Origin of the sequence: Pseudomonas alcaligenes (genome assembly GCF_014490745.1) — a bacterium.
Taxonomy (GTDB): domain Bacteria; phylum Pseudomonadota; class Gammaproteobacteria; order Pseudomonadales; family Pseudomonadaceae; genus Aquipseudomonas; species Aquipseudomonas alcaligenes_C.
Map to the genome: position 1 here is coordinate 681,588 of NZ_LZEU01000001.1, position 18,525 is coordinate 700,112.

15 protein-coding genes are annotated in these 18,525 nt (G+C 66.0%); 4 read left to right on the forward strand and 11 right to left on the reverse strand.

Annotation, left to right across the window (positions count from 1 at the left end; all coding sequences use genetic code 11):
• Positions 1–47: 47 nt before the first annotated feature.
• Together A9179_RS03010 and gbcB are read right to left on the reverse strand one after the other, a co-directional pair.
• A complete protein-coding gene (locus A9179_RS03010; protein WP_187804382.1) occupies positions 48–1,301 on the reverse strand; it encodes a serine hydroxymethyltransferase in 1,254 nt (417 codons plus the stop codon).
• Between the two features lie 450 nt (positions 1,302–1,751).
• Positions 1,752–2,849 (reverse strand): glycine-betaine demethylase subunit GbcB, encoded by a 1,098-nt coding sequence (gene gbcB, locus A9179_RS03015; RefSeq protein ID WP_187804383.1) that lies wholly within the window; start codon positions 2,847–2,849, stop codon positions 1,752–1,754.
• Positions 2,850–3,259: 410 nt separating this feature from the next.
• On the opposite strand from gbcB, the gene gbcA reads away from it, so the two are divergent.
• Positions 3,260–4,546, forward strand: coding sequence for a glycine-betaine demethylase subunit GbcA (gene gbcA / locus A9179_RS03020; RefSeq protein ID WP_187804384.1), 1,287 nt, complete (start codon positions 3,260–3,262; stop codon positions 4,544–4,546).
• Between the two features lie 301 nt (positions 4,547–4,847).
• Here the strand turns inward: gbcA and A9179_RS03025 are convergent, their stop codons facing one another.
• From A9179_RS03025 to A9179_RS03065, 9 genes are all read right to left on the reverse strand, one after another.
• Positions 4,848–6,965: a TonB-dependent siderophore receptor gene (locus A9179_RS03025; protein ID WP_187804385.1), complete on the reverse strand. Its 2,118-nt coding sequence runs from the start codon at positions 6,963–6,965 to the stop codon at positions 4,848–4,850.
• Positions 6,966–7,156: 191 nt separating this feature from the next.
• On the reverse strand, positions 7,157–7,684 hold the full coding sequence (gene ppa / locus A9179_RS03030; protein WP_021701809.1) for an inorganic diphosphatase: 528 nt from the start codon (positions 7,682–7,684) through the stop codon (positions 7,157–7,159).
• Positions 7,685–7,761: 77 nt separating this feature from the next.
• Positions 7,762–8,580 carry a M90 family metallopeptidase gene (locus A9179_RS03035; RefSeq protein WP_187804386.1) on the reverse strand — a complete coding sequence of 273 codons (819 nt, stop codon included), beginning with the start codon at positions 8,578–8,580 and terminating at the stop codon, positions 7,762–7,764.
• Between the two features lie 4 nt (positions 8,581–8,584).
• On the reverse strand, positions 8,585–9,241 hold the full coding sequence (locus A9179_RS03040) for a DedA family protein (protein ID WP_187804387.1): 657 nt from the start codon (positions 9,239–9,241) through the stop codon (positions 8,585–8,587).
• A gap of 87 nt (positions 9,242–9,328) precedes the next feature.
• Positions 9,329–9,784 (reverse strand): GNAT family N-acetyltransferase, encoded by a 456-nt coding sequence (locus A9179_RS03045; protein ID WP_187804388.1) that lies wholly within the window; start codon positions 9,782–9,784, stop codon positions 9,329–9,331.
• A 169-nt stretch (positions 9,785–9,953) separates the two neighbouring features.
• Positions 9,954–11,114, reverse strand: coding sequence for an iron-containing alcohol dehydrogenase (locus A9179_RS03050; protein WP_187804389.1), 1,161 nt, complete (start codon positions 11,112–11,114; stop codon positions 9,954–9,956).
• 13 nt (positions 11,115–11,127) lie between these two features.
• Positions 11,128–12,516, reverse strand: coding sequence for an aldehyde dehydrogenase family protein (locus A9179_RS03055; RefSeq protein WP_187804390.1), 1,389 nt, complete (start codon positions 12,514–12,516; stop codon positions 11,128–11,130).
• Between the two features lie 67 nt (positions 12,517–12,583).
• Positions 12,584–13,951: a glutamine synthetase family protein gene (locus A9179_RS03060; RefSeq protein ID WP_187804391.1), complete on the reverse strand. Its 1,368-nt coding sequence runs from the start codon at positions 13,949–13,951 to the stop codon at positions 12,584–12,586.
• A gap of 119 nt (positions 13,952–14,070) precedes the next feature.
• Positions 14,071–15,555, reverse strand: a complete 1,485-nt coding sequence (locus A9179_RS03065; RefSeq protein ID WP_187804392.1) for an amino acid permease — start codon at positions 15,553–15,555, stop codon at positions 14,071–14,073.
• Positions 15,556–16,029: 474 nt separating this feature from the next.
• On the opposite strand from A9179_RS03065, the gene mpl reads away from it, so the two are divergent.
• The 3 genes from mpl (at position 16,030) to A9179_RS03080 (ending at position 18,422) form a co-directional block, all read left to right on the forward strand.
• Complete coding sequence (gene mpl, locus A9179_RS03070; protein WP_187804393.1) at positions 16,030–17,379, forward strand: UDP-N-acetylmuramate:L-alanyl-gamma-D-glutamyl-meso-diaminopimelate ligase; 1,350 nt, start codon at positions 16,030–16,032, stop codon at positions 17,377–17,379.
• Between the two features lie 127 nt (positions 17,380–17,506).
• Positions 17,507–18,136, forward strand: a complete 630-nt coding sequence (gene ubiX, locus A9179_RS03075) for a flavin prenyltransferase UbiX (protein ID WP_187804394.1) — start codon at positions 17,507–17,509, stop codon at positions 18,134–18,136.
• Positions 18,129–18,422, forward strand: coding sequence for a YceK/YidQ family lipoprotein (locus tag A9179_RS03080; RefSeq protein ID WP_187804395.1), 294 nt, complete (start codon positions 18,129–18,131; stop codon positions 18,420–18,422). The genes ubiX and A9179_RS03080 overlap by 8 nt, the downstream gene beginning before the upstream one ends.
• Positions 18,423–18,525 lie beyond the last annotated feature (103 nt).

Consider the following 18,525-nt stretch of genomic DNA (forward strand, 5'->3'; position numbering starts at 1 on the left):
CCTCATCCGCCCTTCGGGCACCTTCTCCCGGAGGGAGAAGGAAAATCTCAGCGGTACACAGGGTAGTCGGCGCACAGGCCGGCGACCTGGCGGGCGACCTGGGCCTCGACGTCGGCATCGCCGAGGTGGTCGAGCACATCGCAGATCCAGCCGGCCAGCTCGCGGCACTGCGCCACCTGGAAGCCGCGGGTGGTGACGGCCGGGGTGCCGATGCGCACGCCGGAAGTGACGAAGGGCGATTGCGGGTCGTTGGGCACGGCGTTCTTGTTCACCGTGATGCCGGTGCGACCGAGCGCGGCGTCGGCGTCCTTGCCGGTCAGGCCCTGCTTGATCAGGCTGACCAGGAACAGGTGGTTGTCGGTGCCGCCGGAGACCACGTCGTAGCCGCGCGCGATGAACACCGCGGCCATCGCCTGGGCGTTGTCGATCACCTGCTGCTGGTAGGTCTTGAAGGCGGGCTCCAGGGCCTCCTTGAAGCACACTGCCTTGGCCGCGATCACGTGCATCAGCGGGCCACCCTGGGCGCCGGGGAACACGGCGGAGTTGAGCTTCTTCTCGATCTCCTCGTTGCCGCGCGCCAGGATCAGGCCGCCACGCGGGCCGCGCAGGGTCTTGTGGGTGGTGGTGGTGACCACATCGGCGAACGGGATCGGGTTGGGATACAGGCCGGCGGCGACCAGGCCGGCGACGTGGGCCATATCGACGAACAGCAGGGCACCGACCTTGTCGGCGATGGCACGGAAGCGTGGGAAGTCGAGCGTCTTCGAATAGGCGGAGAAGCCGGCAACGATCATCTTCGGCTTGTGTTCGAGCGCCAGGCGCTCGACTTCGTCGTAGTCGATCAGTCCGGTGGCGGTATCCAGGCCGTACTGCACGGCGTTGTACAGCTTGCCCGAGGACGACACCTTGGCGCCGTGGGTGAGGTGGCCGCCATGGGCCAGGCTCATGCCGAGGATGGTGTCGCCGGCATTGAGCAGGGCCAGGTACACGGCGGCGTTGGCCGAGGAACCGGAGTGCGGCTGGACGTTGGCGTAGTCGGCGCCGAACAGCTGCTTGGCGCGCTCGATGGCCAGCGCCTCGACCTTGTCCACATGCTCGCAGCCGCCGTAGTAGCGCTTGCCCGGATAGCCTTCGGCGTACTTGTTGGTCAGCCCGCTGCCCTGGGCCTGCATGACCCGCTTGCTGGTGTAGTTCTCCGAGGCGATCAGCTCGATATGGTGTTCCTGGCGCGCCTCTTCGGCGTCGATGGCGGCGAGCAGTTCGTCGTCGTAGCCCTGGATCTGGTCTTGCTTGCTGAACATCGCGGATCTCCCAAGCGGCGAGCGGTGGCGCGCCTGTCATATCGGTGAAGTGAGCCCATGGCCCTTGCTGGCGATGGTAGGTAGCGGGCGTTTGCCTCAGATGCCTGTGCACGCCTTGGCTGAGCGTGTTTGCGACATGCCGGTGTCGCTTGTGCATATGCCCCGGTGGCGGCCGGTTTTGCTCCGTGCCGAGTTACCCCCAGAGGTCGTGGACGGAGCTGTGGATAAGCTGTCGGCAAGGGGCGCCGCGCCAGGGCCGCCGCGGGTTGCCGGGCTGCGCCTAAAAAACGAGCAGATTCAGTGGCTTGGCAATTCAGTTGGGCACAGAATCTGTGCATCAAGCTGTGGATAAGTTGTGCGCGCCCGGCGCTGCGGCAGGCCCGTTGCGGGCTGCCGCCGATCGCTGGTTTTTTGTACGGCCGGGGTGTGGTGCGGATCGCTCGGGGCGGGTCAGTAGTCGATGCACACGTCGCTTTGCGGCACGCTGCAGCAGGACAGGATGTAGCCCTCGGCGACGTCCTCGTCGGTGATCCCGCCGTTGTGTTCCATGCTCACTTCACCGCTGGTCTTGAGCACCTTGCAGGTGCCGCAGATGCCCATGCCGCAGGCCTTGGGAATATGCAGGCCGAGGCGGGCGGCGGCGGCGTGCACGGTTTCGCCGTTGCCGACGCGGATGCTCTTGCCGGTGCTGGTGAAGTCCACCAGGCGCAGTTCGCCAGCGGGCGCCTCGGCGCTCTCGGCCGCCTGCGCGGCGTGTTCCTGGGCTTCCTCGCGGATCTCCTGCGGAGTCGGGCCGAAGGCTTCCTCGTGGTAGCGGCGCATGTCGAAGCCCTGGGCCTCGAGCAGGCGCTTGATCGCCGCCATGTAGGGGGTCGGCCCGCAGCAGAAGATCTCCCGCTCCATGAAGTCCGGGGCGATCAGTTGCAACATCGGCTGGTTCAGGTAACCGCGGTAGCCGGACCAGGTCTCGCCGATCTCGTACTTCTCGCAGATCAGGTGCAGCTTGAAGTTGCTGATGCGCGAGGCCATGTGGCGCAGCTCGCGGTGGTAGATGATGTCCTTGGGCGTGCGTGCGCTGTGCACGAAGACCATATCGACGGCGCCGTTGGTGTCGAAGAACCAGCGCGCCATCGACATCACCGGGGTGATGCCGACGCCGCCGGAGAGGAACAGCACCTTGTCGGCCGGGAAGTCGATGGCGTTGAACAGCCCGACCGGGCCATGCACCGGCAGCACGTCACCTTCCTTGAGGTTGTCGTGCAGCCAGTTGGAGACCTTGCCGCCGGGCACCCGCTTGATGGTCAGGGAGAAGCTGTAGGGCACCGAGGGCGAGCTGGAGATGGTGTAGGAGCGCATGATCGGCTGCCCATCGATCTCCAGCTCCAGGGTGACGAACTGCCCGGGCTTGAAGAAGAACACCATCGGCTGGTCGGCCATGAAACAGAAGGTGCGCACATCCCAGGTCTCCTGGATGGCCTTGACGCAGCGCACCAGATGGCGGCCGTTGCTCCAGGTCTGGGTGGTCACCGGGTTGAGGAAGTTGGACATGCTCACCTCTATGTCGCGCAGTTGCCGCAGGGTCTTGGACGACCCGTGGCGGTCTCGGCGGACGCAGTGCTACGGATCTCTCTGGCGATCGATTGTGCGCAACGCGCGCTGGGCTCATTTACCTGTTTGCGACATTCGCATGCTTATCGCGACCTGCCGCTGCGGCGCGGCCTGGCAGCGTCGGAAACGGATGTGGTCGTGTCGTCCATGGATAAGGATCGCCGCCATCCGCGCGACACACTCGCTGCCAGCCGAGCGATAAGGTTTTTCCCAGCGCATCGATCCTTCCTATACCGCTCGACGGAGCCTGGATTCGGCAGGTTGGGGGATCAGATACGCGGCCTTGCGTAGCAACCGTATCAGCCACTTTCGTTTGCCGGCCCGCATGCGGCCGGCCTGAGGAGCCATCGATGGATACCACCACCCTGAGCCTGGGCGACCCGCTGGAGCCTGCACGCAAGGCCACTGCCGAGATGCTGCGCTCGCGCGAGCGCACCTTTTCCCTGCCACAGCCGTTCTACAACGACGAGCGTCTGTTCCAGATCGACATGCAGGAGATCTTCCACAAGGAATGGCTGATCGCCGGCATGACCAGCGAGATCCCCAGCAAGGGCAACTTCCTCACCCTGCAGATCGGCAGCAACCCGATCATCGTCATCCGCGGCGCCGAGGGCAGCGTGCATGCCTTCCACAACGTCTGCCGCCACCGCGGTTCGCGCCTGTGCACCAGCGACAAGGGCAAGGTGGCCAAGCTGGTCTGCCCCTACCACCAGTGGACCTATGAGCTCGACGGCCGCCTGCTGTTCGCCGGCACCGAGATGGGTGCCGACTTCGACCTTAAGGACTACAGCCTGAAACCGGTCAACTGCAAGACCGCCGGCGGCTACATCTTCATCAGCCTGGCGGAGAATCCGCCGGCGATCGACGACTTCCTCGCCACCCTGGCTCACTACATGGAGCCCTACGACATGGAGAACACCAAGGTGGCGGTGCAGACCACCTTGATGGAGAAGGCCAACTGGAAGCTGGTGATCGAGAACAACCGCGAGTGCTACCACTGCAACGGCTCGCACCCGGAGCTGCTCAACACCCTGCTGGAGTGGGACGACGTCACCGACCCGCGGGCGACCCAGGCGTTCAAGGATCAGGTGGCCGAGTGCACCTCGCGCTGGGAGCGCGACAACATCCCTTACGCCCACGCCAGCTTCGGCCTGCGCAACCGCATCGTGCGCATGCCGCTGCTCAAGGGCACGGTATCCATGACCATGGACGGCCAGCCGGGCAGCAAGAAGCTGATGGGGCGCATCACCGATCCGGATCTGGGCTCGATGCGCATCCTCCACCTGCCGCACTCGTGGAACCACTGCATGGGCGACCACATGATCGTGTTCACCGTGTGGCCGATCAGCGCCCAGGAAACCATGGTCACCACCAAGTGGCTGGTGCACAAGGACGCGGTGGAAGGGGTGGACTACGACATCGCCCGCCTGCGCGAAGTATGGGATGCCACCAACGACCAGGATCGCCGCCTGGCCGAGGAAAACCAGCGCGGCATCAACTCCACCGCTTACCAGCCGGGGCCCTACTCGAAGACCTACGAGTTCGGCGTGGTCAACTTCATCGACTGGTACAGCGAACGCCTGCTGGCCAACCTCGGGGCAGAACCGGCGCCGCACCTGCGTCAGGTCAACGACTGAGGCACGGAGGCCGGCCATGTCGCTCAACCTGTGCCTTTTGCTGGCGCTGCTGTTGTATAGCGCCTGGAGCTGCCGCCCGGCGGGGCGCGGCGAGACACCGCAGCGCTGAGCCTGGATCCCCGTCTGCGCGGGGATGACGAGGTGACGCTGAAGCCCCTGCCGGACACCGTCATTCCCGCGCAGGCGGGAATCCAGTTTGGCCACGGTCGGGGCCGGGTGAAGGCCGCACGTGGCTAGGACATGGCCATAAAAAAGCCCGCGCCTACCTGGTAGGCGCGGGCTTTTCAGTGCCGGGCGGGACTCAGTACTTCCAGCTCAGGCTGGCAGTGACGTTGCGCGGGTCGCCGTAGTTGCTCTGGCTGCCGGTGTACAGGGTCTGCAGGTACTTCTCGTTGGTCAGGTTGTTCAGGTTGAGCGCGGTGCTCCAGTTCTGATCGATGTCGTAGCTGGCCATCAGGCCGAGCAGGGCATAGGCATCCTGGTTGGCGGCGGCGTTGCTGTCGCTCTCGACCTTGCTCTGCCAGCTGGCGCTGCCACCCACCTTGACCTGCGGCAGCATCGGCAGGCGGTAGGTCAGCGCGGACTTGAACGAGTGACGCGGCACGTATTTACGTGCGCGGTCGTCTTCGGCATCGGTGATGTAGACGTAGGTGTAGCCGCCGACCAGTTGCAGGCCGGGCGCCACTTCGCCGGAGGCTTCCAGCTCGATGCCGCTGCTGTCGTAGTCCTGCGCCGCGTAGTAGGAACCGCCGATGCTGGCGTCGTAGCCGGCATAGGACGAGACGTTCTTCTGCTTGGCGTGGAACACCGCGGCCGAGACGTTGAGGCGCTTGTCGAGCAGTTCGCCCTTGATGCCGGCTTCGTAGCTCTGGCCTTCCAGCGGGTCGAGCACCGAGCCGGAACTGTCGCGGTAGTACTGCGGGTTGAAGATCTCGGTGTAGCTGGCGTACAGCGAGTATTCCTCGTTGAGGTCATAGACCAGGCCGGCGTACGGGGTGACCTTGCCGTGGATGCGCACTTCGCGCGGCGCGCCGTAGGACAGGCCGTCGCTGTCGGCGCTGAGCATACGGGCACCGGCGATCAGGCTGAGGTCGTCGCTGAGGCTGAAGCGCGCGCCGCTGTACAGGCTCTTCTGGCGGTCGGTGAAGGACGAGCCGAAGCTGTCGCCACCATGGATGTCGAAGTCGGACGGCAGGGCAATGTCGCCGTTGAGGGCATCGTCCAGGGATACCGGGGTGTAATAGCTGCCCGAGTTGTAGCGGGAGGCTTCCTCGGTGCGCGAGCGCCCCCAGTTGGCGCCGACGGTCAGCTGGTGCTCGCGGCCGCCAAGACTGAACGGGCCACTGAGGGACAGGTCGCCGAGCAGCTGGCGGGTCTTGTCCTTGTACTGCGACGGCAGGCCGGAGAAGCCGGTGGCCGAGTAGGAGTCGGAGTAGATGTAGAACATCTGCGAGTCTTCGCGGCTGTCCACGCCAGTGACGGACAGCTTGGATTTCCAGTCGTTGGCGAACTCATGTTCCCATTCGGCGAAGGCGCGCTGGGTGTGGACATCCCAGTAGGCCCAGTCCTGGGCGATGCTGTCGCTGGCGCTGCCGTAGTGCAGCGGCTTGCCGCTGGCGTCGGTCAGCGGCAGGGCGCCCCAGCTCACGCCATTGGGGTTGCTCTTCTGGTCTTCGTAGCCGACGGTCAGGGTATCGGCATCGCTCAGGTCGAAGGCCAGCAGGCCGCTGAGCACGTTCTTCTCCTTGGAATAGCGATCCAGGTAGGAGTTGCCCTTCTCGTTGGCATAGATCAGCCGGCCGCGCACGTTGCCGGATTCGCTGAGCGGGCCGGAGACGTCGATGTCGACGCGGCGCTTGTCCCAGGAACCGGCGCTCAGGTCGACCTTGGCCTGCGGTGTGTAGGTCGGGCGCTTGCGCACGAAGTTGACGGTGGCCGAAGGGTTGCCGGCGCCGGTCATCAGGCCGTTGGCGCCGTGCAGGATGTCGACCTGCTCATAGGCGGCCAGATCCACGTCACCGTCGAGCAGACCGAAGGAGAACGGCATGCCGGTGCCGTCGTACTGGAAGTTGGTGATATCGAAGCCGCGCGAGGTGAAGTAGGTGCGGTCGGTCTCGACCTTCTCCACGGTGACCGACGGGCTGCTGGCCAGGACATCCTTGATGCTGTTGAGCTTGAAGTCGTCGAGCTGCTGGCGGGGCACGCTGGAGACGCCCTGAGGGGTCTCGCGCGGGGTCAGGCCCAGGCGCGTGGTGGTGCTGGCCGGCTTGGCCTGGTAGCTCTGTGCTTCTTCGCTGCCCTCGGCGCTGGAAACGATACTGGTGGCCGGCAGGCTGACGGACTCCGCTGCCTGGGCGCTGGCGCTACCCAGGGCGATGATGGACAGGATCTGCACGGTCAACGGGGTGAGTTTGAACATGGGGTGCCACGACTCCAGATGCTACATAGGAATAATTCGCAAATTATCTTGCTATTGAAAATCAATATCAAATGTAGTTTTGCGGATACATTGCCGGAGCGGATGGAGTGGCGGGGGAGTAGGGCGGGGCGACTTTCCTGCGGGCAATAAAAAGGCCGGCTTGTGGCCGGCCTTCAGGGGGTGGTACTGGCTTATTTTTGGTAAGCCGCTACCGCCTTCAGAATTGCTTGGCGGGCTTCGTCGGCGTTGCCCCAGCCTTCGACCTTGACCCACTTGCCCTTCTCGAGATCCTTGTAGTTCTCGAAGAAGTGCTTGATCTGTTCCAGCAGCAGGGCTGGCAGATCGGTGTATTCCTGCACGTCTTTGTAGATCACGCTCAGCTTGTCGTGCGGTACGGCGATCAGCTTGGCGTCACCGCCGGCTTCGTCGGTCATGTTCAGCACGCCAACCGGACGGCAGCGGATGACCGAGCCCGGGGCTACCGGATACGGGGTCACGACCAGCACGTCGAGGGGGTCGCCGTCGTCGGCCAGGGTGTGCGGGATGAAACCGTAGTTGGCCGGGTAGAACATCGGGGTGGCCATGAAGCGATCGACGAACAGGCAGTCGGTGTCGTGATCGATTTCGTATTTGATCGGCGCGTGGTTGGCCGGAATCTCGATGGCGACGTAGATGTCGTTCGGCACGTCTTTGCCGGCCGGAACTTTGCTGTAGCTCATGGGCGACTCCCCAGGGTGGGCCAAAAAAAGTGGGCGGATTATAGGCACATTCGGCCGGCGTTACTACGCCAATCGGCTCAGCCTTTGGTCGTGTCTCGGTAATCCGGATGATTGGCCTGCAACTGGCGCAGGCGGGCCAGCGGATCCTGGCGGTAGAAGGCCGCCAGCTGGGTGTAGACGGCGGGGAAGGCTTCGGCCAGCAGATCCGGGGCGCTGAAGAAGTATTCGCTGGTCACCGCGAAGAACTCCGCGGGGTTTTCCGCAGCATAGGGATCGATGGCGGTTTCTGCCTCGGGGTTGGCGTCGAGCTGGGCGTTCATCCCGTCGTAGGCCGCCTGCATGGCCGTGGCCCAGTCGCTGGTGCGCATGTCGCGGTGCAGCGGCGGCAGGCCGTTGGCGTCGCCGTTGAGCATGTCCAGCTTGTGCGCCAGCTCGTGGATCACCAGGTTGTAGGCGTCCCAGCCACCGCTGTTCTGTACCCCCGGCCAGGCCAGGATCACCGGGCCCTGGTGCCAGGCCTCGCCGCTGCGTTCGTCGTCCCATTCGTGCTGCACGCCGCTGGCGTCGCGGTGGCGCTGCGGGCTGAGGAAGTCGTCCGGGTATAGCACGATCTCATGGAAGCCCTGGTACCAGTCGAGGTCGGCCAGGTGCAGCAGTGGCAGTTCGGCCAGGGCAGCCAGGCTCAGACGGTCTTCCAGGCTCAGTTCGACGCCGGGCATCGCGCTCAGGTGCTTGCGGTGCAGGAACAGCACGGCGCGCTGGAACAGGCGCTGTTCCTCGGCTTCGCTGAGGCCGTCGAGGATCGGCAGGCGCTGGCGCACCGTGGCCCAGTGCAGGGTGCTGTAGGGCGCGCGGGCGAGGATGCGTCGCCGGCGCCAGGCGCGGAACGACCACATGGACTCAGCCGGTCTGCTTGGCCGCGCGCTGGCCGGCCAGGCGGTGGCGCAGCATGCCGATCAGCATGGGCAGCAGCGACAGCAGGATGATAGCGACGATCATCAGCGTGAGGTTCTGCTGGATGAACGGCACGTTGCCGAAGAAATAGCCGAGGCTGACCAGACCGCCGACCCAGGCCAGGGTGCCGGCGACGCTGAAGGCGAGGAAGCGCGGATAGGCCATCTGTGCCATGCCGGCGACGAAGGGGGCGAAGGTGCGCAGGATCGGCAGGAAGCGCGCCAGGGTCACGGTCTTGCCGCCGTAGCGCTCGTAGAAGTCGTGGGTGCGCTGCAGGTAGTCGCGGCGGAAGATCTTCGAGTCCGGGTTGCGGAACAGCTTCTCGCCGCTGGTGCGGCCGATCAGGTAGTTGAGGCTGTCGCCGCTGATGGCGGCAAGCATCAGCAGGCCGGCCAGCAGGAAGGGATCCATGCTGCCGGTGGCAGCCAGGGCACCGGCGAGGAACAGCAGCGAATCGCCGGGCAGGAAGGGCGTCACCACCAGGCCGGTTTCGCAGAAGATCACCAGAAACAGGATGGCGTAGATCCAGGTGCCGTAGTTGCTGACCAGCAGGTTCAGGTAGATATCGAGATGCAGGATAAGGTCGAGCGGATTGAAGTCCATTGAGCACCAGGCATGAGTCCGAACCGCCAGTATAACGCCCGGCGGCCGGAGTTCAGCCAGTCCCCGCCGCTCTGGGCGGGGCTGCGGTCAGTCGTCGCCGAGGGGTAGAACGAAGTTCTTGAACTCGGTGTCTTCGCGAAAGCCGATCGACTCGTAGGTCTTGTGCGCGGTCTCGAAGTTGATGCTGGACGCGACGCGCATGCGCACCGCATTGGTGCTCTTGGCCATCTGCTTGGCGGTTTGCAGCAGGCGGTCGGCGACCAGCATGCGGCGGGCATCCTCGGCGACGAAGATGTCGTTGAGAATCCATACGCGCTTGAGCGACAGCGAAGAGAAGCTGGGGAACAGCTGGCAGTAACCGAGCGCCTTGTCCTCGTCGTCGGCCAGAGCCAGGTAGATCACCGACTCCTTGCGCTTGAGACGGTTCTCCAGGAACTTGCGCGACGAGTCCGGCAGCGGCAGCTCGCCGTAGAACTCGCGGTACTTGATGAACAGCGGGGTCAGCAGGTCCAGGTGCTCCAGGGTGGCTTGGACGATGCGCATGGCGGGCCTCGAAGTCTGTGGAGGGGCATGACTGGCTAGCAGATGCTGTGCCAGCGGTCAGTTCCGATGCTGCCCAAAGCAGCTGGAAAGCGCAATCCAAGCAAGCGTTTGATTTTGTCCGGGTGTAGGAATCGCTCGGGCGGCCCGGCCTGCGGGCCGCCCTGGCGCCTTACAGCTGGCCGTGCAGGGCGGCGGTGAAGATCTGGATGACATCGGCCTCGCTCAGCGGCCGCGGGTTGCCGCCGGCAGAGGGGTCGACCACTGCCATCTGCGCGATCAGCGCGGTCTGCGCCGCATCCACCCCCAGTTCGGCCAGGCTGTGCGGTACGCCGGTGTCGGCGCGCAGCTGCATGACCAGGGCGAGGAAACTGTCGAAACCGGGATCGGCCAGGCCCAGGTAGGCGGCCAGGCGAGTGATGCGTTCCTCGATCACGCTGCGGTTGAACTTCAGTACATAGGGCATCAGCGTGGCGTTGGTCATGCCGTGGTGGGTGTCGTACAGCGCGCCGATCGGGTGGGCCAGGGCGTGCATGCCGCCGAGGCCTTTCTGGAAGGCGGTGGCGCCCATGGCGGCGGCGGCGAGCATGTCGGCGCGCGCGTCGAGATCGCCCGGCTGGCGCACGGCGCGTACCAGGGCGCGGGCCACCAGGCGCATGCCTTCCACCGCAACACCATCGGCCAGCGGGTGGAAGCCTGGGGCGCAGTAGGCTTCCAGGCAGTGGGAGAAGGCGTCCATGCCAGTACCGGCGGTGATGAAGGCCGGCATGCCGACGGAGAGCTCCGGATCGCTGATGACGATCTTCGGCATCATCAGCGGGTGAAAGATGATGCGCTTGGTGTGCGTGCGCTCGTCGGTGAGGATGCCGGCGCGGCCGACTTCCGAACCGGTGCCGGCGGTGGTCGGCACGGCGATCACCGGGGCGATGCCGCGCGGGTCGGCGCGCGTCCACCAGTCGCCGACATCCTCGAAGTCCCACACCGGCCGGGCCTGGCCGCTCATGAAGGCGATCAGCTTGCCCATGTCCAGGCCGCTGCCGCCGCCGAAGGCGACCACGCCGTCGTGCTTGCCGGCATGGTAGGCGGCCAGGCCGGCGTCCAGGTTGCTTTCCACCGGGTTGGGCTTGAGCTCGCAGAACAGCGCGGCGCCGAGGCCGGCCTCTTTCAGCGAGTCGAGGGCGGCGAGGGTGATCGGTGCGCTGCCCAGGCCGCGGTCGGTGACCAGCAGCGGGCGCTGCATGCCGACGCTGCGGCACAGCTCGGGCAGTTCCTTGATCCGCCCGGCGCCGAAGCGCACCGAGGTCGGGTAGTTCCAGTTGGCGGTCTTGCTCATGGCGGACTCCTTGTCAGAGCTGGTGGCGCAGGTGGAAGGACTTGGGCCTGGTCAGGTGTTCGTAGCCGAGGCTGGACAGGCTGGCGCCGCGCCCGGTGTGCTTGACTCCGGTCCAGGCCAGGGCCGGGTCGAGGTAGTCGCAGCGGTTCATGAACACGGTGCCGGTATCGAGCTGCTGGCCGAGCTGCTCGGCGGCGTCCAGATCCTCGCTCCAGATCGCCGCGCTGAGGCCGTAGGGGCTGTCGTTCATCAGGGCGATGGCCTGGGCGTCGTTGTCCACCGGCATGATGCCGACCACCGGGCCGAAGCTTTCCTCGCGCATCACCGCCATCTGGTGATCGACCTGCACCAGCACCTGCGGCGCCATGTAGGCGGTGCCGGGTGCGTCGGCGGCGAAGGTCTTGGCGTCGATCAGGGCTTTGGCGCCCTTTGCCTTGGCTTCGGCAATCTGTCCGCGAACGAACTCGGCGGCGCTGCTGCGCACCAGCGGGCCGAGGGTGGTGGCCTCTTCCAGCGGGCTGCCCAGCGCGTACTGCCGGGTCAGTTCGACGAAGCCGTCGACGAAGGCCGGATAGAGCTTCTTGTCCACATAGATGCGCTCGATGCCGCAGCAGCTCTGCCCGGAGTTGAAGAAGCTGCCGTCCACCAGGTTTTCCACGGCGTGGGCCAGGTTGGCATCGGCGCGCACATAGGCGGGATCCTTGCCGCCCAGCTCCAGGCCAACGCCGATGAAGTGCCCGGCAGCGGCGCTTTCGATCAGCCGGCCGCCGGCCACCGAGCCGGTGAAGTTGACCTGCTGTACCTGGCCGGAGGCGATCAGGGTGGCGGTCTGGCCGTGATCCAGCACCAGGTTGCGGAACAGCCCATGGGGCAGGCCGGCGCGCTCGAAGGCCAGGGCGAAGCGCTCGCCGACCAGCAGGGTCTGGCTGGCGTGCTTGAGCAGCACCGCGTTGCCGGCCATCAGGGCCGGGATGATGGCGTTCACCGCCGTCAGGTAGGGGTAGTTCCACGGCGCGATGACCAGCACGGTGCCCAGCGGCTCGCGGCGGATATAGCGACGGAAACCGTCTTTCGGTGGCGGCACCACGTCGGCCAGGGCGCGGCCGGCGATGCCGACCATGTAGCGCGCGCGTTCCTCGAAGCCGCGCAGCTCGCCGGCGCCGTAGCGCACCGGGCGGCCCATCTGCCAGGCCAGTTCCGGGGCGATCTCGGCGCCCATCGCCAGCATGGCGTCGACCGCCTTCAGGCAATAGCTGGCGCGTTGTTCGATGCTCAGCTCGCGCCAGGCGCGCTGGGCCTGCTGGGCTTCGCTCAGGGCCTGCTGCAGCTGGGTCGAGCTGGCGCAGGGGCGTTCGGCGTACAGGCTGCCGTCCACCGGGGAAATCAGGCGAATGGTATTCATCGAGCCTCCTTCATTCTTGTTCGCCGGGCCCGGCGCGCTGGCGCTTGCCCGCTCCACGGTGGTGCTCCTAATAGCGTTCGAAGCCGCGGCGCAGCTCCCAGTCGGTCACCCGGCGGTCGTACTCCAGCTGCTCCCAGCGTGCGGTGTGCAGGTAGTGTTCGACCACGTCGTCGCCCAGGGCCTGGCGCAGCAGTGTCGAGCGGTCGAGGGCCTCGGTGGCGCCGCGCAGGGTCTTGGCCACCTCGGGCAGTTCGTCATGCTCGTAGGCATCGCCGGAGAAGGCCGGTGGCAGCTCCAGCTGTTCGTCGATGCCGGCGAGGCCCGCTGCGATCAGCGCGGCATAGGCCAGGTAGGGGTTGAGGTCGGCGCCGCCGATGCGGCACTCGATGCGGATGCCCTTGCTGCCCGCGCCGCACAGGCGGAAGCCGGCGGTACGGTTGTCGCAGCTCCACACCGCGCGGGTGGGGGCGAAGGTGCCGGCCTGGAAGCGCTTGTAGGAGTTGATGTAGGGCGCCAGGAAGTAGGTGATGTCGCTGGCGTACTTGAGCTGGCCGGCCACCCACTGGCGCATCAGCTTGGACATGCCGTGTTCGGCCTCGGGGTCGAAGAACAGCGCCTGGCTGCCGTCGAGGCTGAACAGCGAGTTGTGGATATGGCTGCTGGAGCCGGCCAGGTTGTAGTTCCACTTGGCCATGAAGGTCACGGCCTTGCCCTGCAGCAGGGCGATCTCCTTGCAGGCGTGCTTGATGATGCTGTGGCGGTCGGCCATCACCAGGGCCTCGGCGTAGCGCACGTTGATCTCTTCCTGGCCCGGCCCCCATTCGCCCTTGGAGTTTTCCACCGGGATGCCGGCGGCCTGCAGGTGCTTGCGGATGGCGCGCATCACCGGCTCCTCGCGGATGGTCTGCAGGATGCTGTAGTCCTCGATGTAGTAACCGGCGGTCTTGGGGTTCTGGTAGTGCTGGGTGTGGATGCCCTCGTAGCTCTGGTCGAACAGGTAGAACTCCAGCTCGGAGGCGAACATGCCCTGGTAGCCGCGCTCGGTGAGCCGGGCGATCTGCCGCTTGAGGATGCCGCGCGGGCTGTGCGGCAGGTCGTGGTGGTGGTGATCCTGCACGTCGCACAGCACCAGGGCGGTGCCTTCCAGCCAGGGCACCACGCGCAGGGTGGTGAGGTCGGGCTTGAACACGAAGTCGCCGTAGCCCTGCTTCCAGCTGGCGGCGGCGTAGCCGGGCACCGGCTCCATGTCGATGTCGTCGGCCAGCAGGTAGTCGCAGCCGTGGGTCTCTTCAAAGGCGCTGTCGAGGAAGAACTCGACCTGGAAGCGCTTGCCGATCAGGCGGCCCTGCATGTCGACCATGCAGGCCAGGACGGTGTCGATCTTGCCGGCCACGGCGAGTTCGCGCAGGCCGGTGAGGCTGAGGTGGGCAGTCATCCGTAATCACTCCGGGAAATCCGGGGCGGCTGCGCGTCGGCGATATGGCGGCAGAAACGGGGGCGCCCGTTCCTGCCTTGTCTCGCTCTAGCTCGCGTGCCCCGGTACAGGTCTAGGGCTTAGTTGTTCTTGTCTTTCTCGCGTTGCTCCATGGCGAACTCCTCTTCGGGCGAGAGGATCAGGCGATGGCGACCGACGATGGCGAAGTAGAGGATGCCGAGGGCAAAGAAGCCGGCCACCCAGAGCACGCCGACGGTGTAGGCCGGGTCGCCGGTGAGCTGGTAGTACAGGGTCACGGCGGCGATCAGCATGGTCAGCATTGCCCCCGGTACGCCCAGCGGGCTGCGATAGGGACGCTCGATGTTGGGCAGGTTCTTGCGCAGCAGGATGAACGACAGCGCCTGCATGAAGTAGGAGAACATGGCGCCGAACACCGCCATGTTGAGCAGGGTGCCGCCGATCACCGCGCCGCCCTTTTCCTCACCGAAGATGAACCACAGCGCCATCATCACCGCCAGGGCCAGCAGGCTGCCGCCGATCATCGCCACGTGCGGGGTCTTGCGCTGGCCGTGGGTCACCGACAGCCACGGCAGGAAGTAGCCGGCGCGGCTTAGCGAGTACACCTGGCGGCCCATGGCGAAGATGATGGTATGGAAGCTGGCGACCAGGCCGAGCACTGCCACCAGGGCCAGCAGCTTGGCGATGTTGTCGCCGTAGATCGCCTTGAAGCCGTCCAGCAGCGGCTCGCCCGAGGTGCCCAGGGCGAAGGAACCGACACCGTTGGTGGCCGGGTTGAGCCAGAGAATCATGAACGCCGAGACGATCAGGGTGAACATGCCGGCGATGATGCCGCGGGGCATGTCGCGCTTGGGATCGACCGACTCCTCGGCGGCCAGCGGCAGCTGTTCGATGGCGAGGAACAGCCACACGGCGAACGGCAGCGAGGCGAGTATGCCGACCAGGCCCTTGGGCAGGAACGGACCGCCGCCTTCGGGCAGCTCGGCACCGTCGGCTCCGACGTTCATCGCGTAGCGGGCGAAGTCGATATGCGGCAGCGCGCTGAACCAGAAGATCACCAGGCAGGCCAGGGCCAGCAGGGTGACCACCAGGGTGACCTTGAACGACAGCTCGACGCCGATCACGTTGAGCCAGACGAAGGCCAGGTAGAAGCCGATCCACCACAGCGGCTGGTACTCGCTGGGCGTGCCGAAGATGCTGCCCATGTAGCTGCCGATAAAGAAAACGATCACCGCGGGGGTGAGCACGTACTCGACGTTCTCCGCCAGGCCGGTGAGAAAGCCGCCCCAGGGGCCCATGGCGCTGCGGGCGAAGGAGTAGGCGGCGCCGGTGTGGGGCAGGGCCGGGGACATTTCCGCCAGGGAAAAGGTCAGCCCCAGGTACATCACCGCGATGATGATGGCGGCGATCAGCATGCTGCCCCAGCCATTGGCCAGGCCGAAGTTCCAGCCGGAGAAATGCCCGGAGATTACCGCGCCGACCCCCAGGGCCCAGAGTGACCAGACCCCGGCATAGCGCCGCAGGCCGCGTTTTTCGAAGTAACTGTTATCGACTGTGGTGTAGCTGACTCCCGATTCCTGTTTCATGATCCGCTCCTGCATTCGCGTTGGCGTGATTTGTTGTTGGAATTGCCTGGCTGTCGACGGGATGGAGTACAGCTGCCAGCGGGGAGCGCGGGGGAAGAGATTGGGCGTGGTGGATCGGGGCACGGTGCAGGCCGTTCCGTTGGAGGCTCACCGCGAGAGGAAAAAGCGCCTCGCCGTGGCTGCTGGCTGTTCTTTCGGATACCAAAGAACGACTCCTTGGATCGGCTGAACCGCAGACAAACGCGCAATCGCTAGCAGGTCAGAGTCGCTTCACGGTCTGGCCGAGGGGCAAGAGATCGTGAATCGGCTCCAGGGGCATGAACGGCGAATGAACAACATGCCTCCCGAGTTGTCTCGGGACACAGCAACTCTAGTCGATAAATCCCGACGCGCCCGGCGCTCGGGAGATGGGCGCCGCTGTGCTAACCTGCGGCCAGTTCTGCCGGGGCGTCCCGGCGCGTTTCGAGGTCATCGATGCACATCCATATTCTCGGTATCTGCGGCACTTTCATGGGCTCCCTGGCGGTGCTGGCGAAAGAGCTCGGCCATCGCGTTACCGGCTCCGACGCCAACGTCTACCCACCCATGAGTACCCAGCTCGAAGCCCAGGGCATCGAGCTGATGCAGGGCTACGAGCCGGCGCACCTGCAGCCGGCGCCCGACCTAGTGGTGGTCGGCAACGCCCTGAGTCGCGGCAACCCGGCGGTGGAGTACGTGCTCAACCAGGGCCTGCCTTATGTATCCGGCCCGCAGTGGCTGGCCGACCATGTGCTGCAGGGCCGCTGGGTGCTGGGCGTGGCCGGCACCCACGGCAAGACCACCACCACCAGCATGCTGGCCTGGGTGCTGGAACATGCCGGCATGAGCCCGGGCTTCCTGATCGGCGGTGTGCCGCAGAACTTCGGGGTGTCCGCGCGTCTGGGCGGCACGCCGTTCTTCGTGGTCGAGGCCGACGAGTACGACAGCGCCTTCTTCGACAAGCGCAGCAAGTTCGTGCACTACCGTCCGCGCACGGCGATCCTCAACAACCTGGAATTCGACCACGCGGACATTTTCCCGGATCTGGCGGCCATCGAGCGGCAGTTCCACCACCTGGTGCGTACCGTGCCGGGCGAGGGCCTGATCATCCATCCGCAGGCCGAAGAGGCCCTGGCGCGGGTGGTCAAGATGGGCTGCTGGACGCCGGTGCAGACCACCGGAGACGGTGGCCAGTGGCAGGCGCGCCTGCTCAGCGCGGACGGCTCGCGCTTCGAGGTGATCTTCAACGGCCAGGTCGAAGGCACGGTGGAGTGGGAGCTGACCGGCCAGCACAACGTGGCCAACGCCTTGGCCACCCTGGCCGCCGCCCGCCACGTCGGCGTGGTGCCGGCGCTGGGCATCGCCGGCCTGTCCAGCTTCAAGAGCGTCAAGCGGCGCATGGAGAAGGTCGCCGAGGTCAAGGGCGTGACCATCTATGACGACTTCGCCCACCACCCGACCGCCATCGCCACCACCCTCGACGGCCTGCGCAAGCGCGTCGGCGACGCGCCGGTGATCGCGGTGATCGAGCCGCGCTCCAATTCCATGAAGCTCGGCGCCCACCGCGACGGCCTGCCGGCTTCCGTGGTGCAGGCCGACCGGGTGTACTGGTACGCGCCGGCCAACCTCGGTTGGGATCTGGCTGCCACGGTGGCCGGCTCGACGGTGCCGACCGAAGTCTGCGACTCGCTGGAGGCCATCATTGCCGGGGTCAAGGCCCACGCCGCGCCCGGCACCCAGGTGGTGGTCATGAGCAACGGCGGTTTCGGCGGCTTGCACGGCAAGCTGGCGGCGGCTCTGGCGTAATAGTTGTGGCAGATAGCTCCCTCTCCCTCCGGGAGAGGGTTGGGGTGAGGGGCGAGTTGCCTGGAACATCCCTCACCCCTGGCCCCTCTCCCAAGGGGAGAGGGGAATCTAGTTCTTTGGAGGTTGAATGAACGGTCCCGCACGCATCACCCTGGCCATGACCGGCGCCTCTGGCGCCCAGTACGGCCTGCGCCTGCTCGACTGCCTGGTGCAGGAAGACCGCGAGGTGCACTTCCTGATCTCCAAGGCCGCGCAGCTGGTGATGGCCACCGAGACCGACGTCACCCTGCCGGCCAAGCCGCAGGCCATGCAGCAGTTCCTCTCCGAGTACACCGGCGCCGCTCCCGGGCAGATCCGCGTGTACGGCAAGGAAGACTGGATGGCACCACCGGCATCCGGCTCCGGTGCGCCGGGCGCCATGGTGGTGGTGCCGTGCAGCACCGGCACCCTGTCGGCGATCGCTACCGGCGCCTGCAATAACCTGATCGAGCGCGCCGCCGACGTGGTGCTCAAGGAGCGCCGCCAGCTGATCCTGGTGCCGCGCGAGGCGCCGTACTCCAGCATCCACCTGGAGAACATGCTCAAGCTGTCCAACCTTGGCGTCACCATCCTGCCGGCCTCGCCGGGCTTCTACCACCAGCCGCAGACCCTCGACGACCTGGTCGACTTCGTGGTGGCGCGCATCCTCAACTGCCTGGACATTCCCCAGGACATGCTGCCGCGCTGGGGCGAGCACCACCTGTCCAGCGATGACTGAACGCGCCGGCCTGCTGGGCCTGAGCCTGCTGCTGGCGCTGTCCGGCTGCGCCAGCGTGCGTACCCTGGATGCGGCCAAGCCGGGGGCGCCGATCATCTATTCCGGAACGCGACTGGACTGGTATTCGCTGAATGGCGGTTGCTGCCCGCGTGATCGTTTTGGCGCCGAGGCGCCCAAGTACGCCGGGCTCGATCTGCCGGCCAGTGCTGTGCTGGATACCCTGCTGCTGCCGCTGGCCCTGGCCGCCGAGCTGGGCGTAAACCTGGGGATCCAGGGTGGTAACTGACGGGGCCATTGACGCTTCGTCGCGGCCGTCCCGCCTTTGTGGAAATGACGAGGTGTAGGGGGCGCGAAACCTTCCTATCACTCCGTCATCCTCGCGAAGGCGG

What these genes read in the sequence shown, in the direction of transcription:
- A9179_RS03010 (WP_187804382.1), bottom strand. Translation starts at nt 1,301, where the DNA reads ATGTTCAGCAAGCAAGACCAGATCCAGGGCTACGACGACGAACTGCTC.
- gbcB (WP_187804383.1), bottom strand. Translation starts at nt 2,849, where the DNA reads ATGTCCAACTTCCTCAACCCGGTGACCACCCAGACCTGGAGCAACGGC.
- gbcA (WP_187804384.1), top strand. Translation starts at nt 3,260, where the DNA reads ATGGATACCACCACCCTGAGCCTGGGCGACCCGCTGGAGCCTGCACGC.
- A9179_RS03025 (WP_187804385.1), bottom strand. Translation starts at nt 6,965, where the DNA reads ATGTTCAAACTCACCCCGTTGACCGTGCAGATCCTGTCCATCATCGCC.
- ppa (WP_021701809.1), bottom strand. Translation starts at nt 7,684, where the DNA reads ATGAGCTACAGCAAAGTTCCGGCCGGCAAAGACGTGCCGAACGACATC.
- A9179_RS03035 (WP_187804386.1), bottom strand. Translation starts at nt 8,580, where the DNA reads ATGTGGTCGTTCCGCGCCTGGCGCCGGCGACGCATCCTCGCCCGCGCG.
- A9179_RS03040 (WP_187804387.1), bottom strand. Translation starts at nt 9,241, where the DNA reads ATGGACTTCAATCCGCTCGACCTTATCCTGCATCTCGATATCTACCTG.
- A9179_RS03045 (WP_187804388.1), bottom strand. Translation starts at nt 9,784, where the DNA reads ATGCGCATCGTCCAAGCCACCCTGGAGCACCTGGACCTGCTGACCCCG.
- A9179_RS03050 (WP_187804389.1), bottom strand. Translation starts at nt 11,114, where the DNA reads ATGAGCAAGACCGCCAACTGGAACTACCCGACCTCGGTGCGCTTCGGC.
- A9179_RS03055 (WP_187804390.1), bottom strand. Translation starts at nt 12,516, where the DNA reads ATGAATACCATTCGCCTGATTTCCCCGGTGGACGGCAGCCTGTACGCC.
- A9179_RS03060 (WP_187804391.1), bottom strand. Translation starts at nt 13,951, where the DNA reads ATGACTGCCCACCTCAGCCTCACCGGCCTGCGCGAACTCGCCGTGGCC.
- A9179_RS03065 (WP_187804392.1), bottom strand. Translation starts at nt 15,555, where the DNA reads ATGAAACAGGAATCGGGAGTCAGCTACACCACAGTCGATAACAGTTAC.
- mpl (WP_187804393.1), top strand. Translation starts at nt 16,030, where the DNA reads ATGCACATCCATATTCTCGGTATCTGCGGCACTTTCATGGGCTCCCTG.
- ubiX (WP_187804394.1), top strand. Translation starts at nt 17,507, where the DNA reads ATGAACGGTCCCGCACGCATCACCCTGGCCATGACCGGCGCCTCTGGC.
- A9179_RS03080 (WP_187804395.1), top strand. Translation starts at nt 18,129, where the DNA reads ATGACTGAACGCGCCGGCCTGCTGGGCCTGAGCCTGCTGCTGGCGCTG.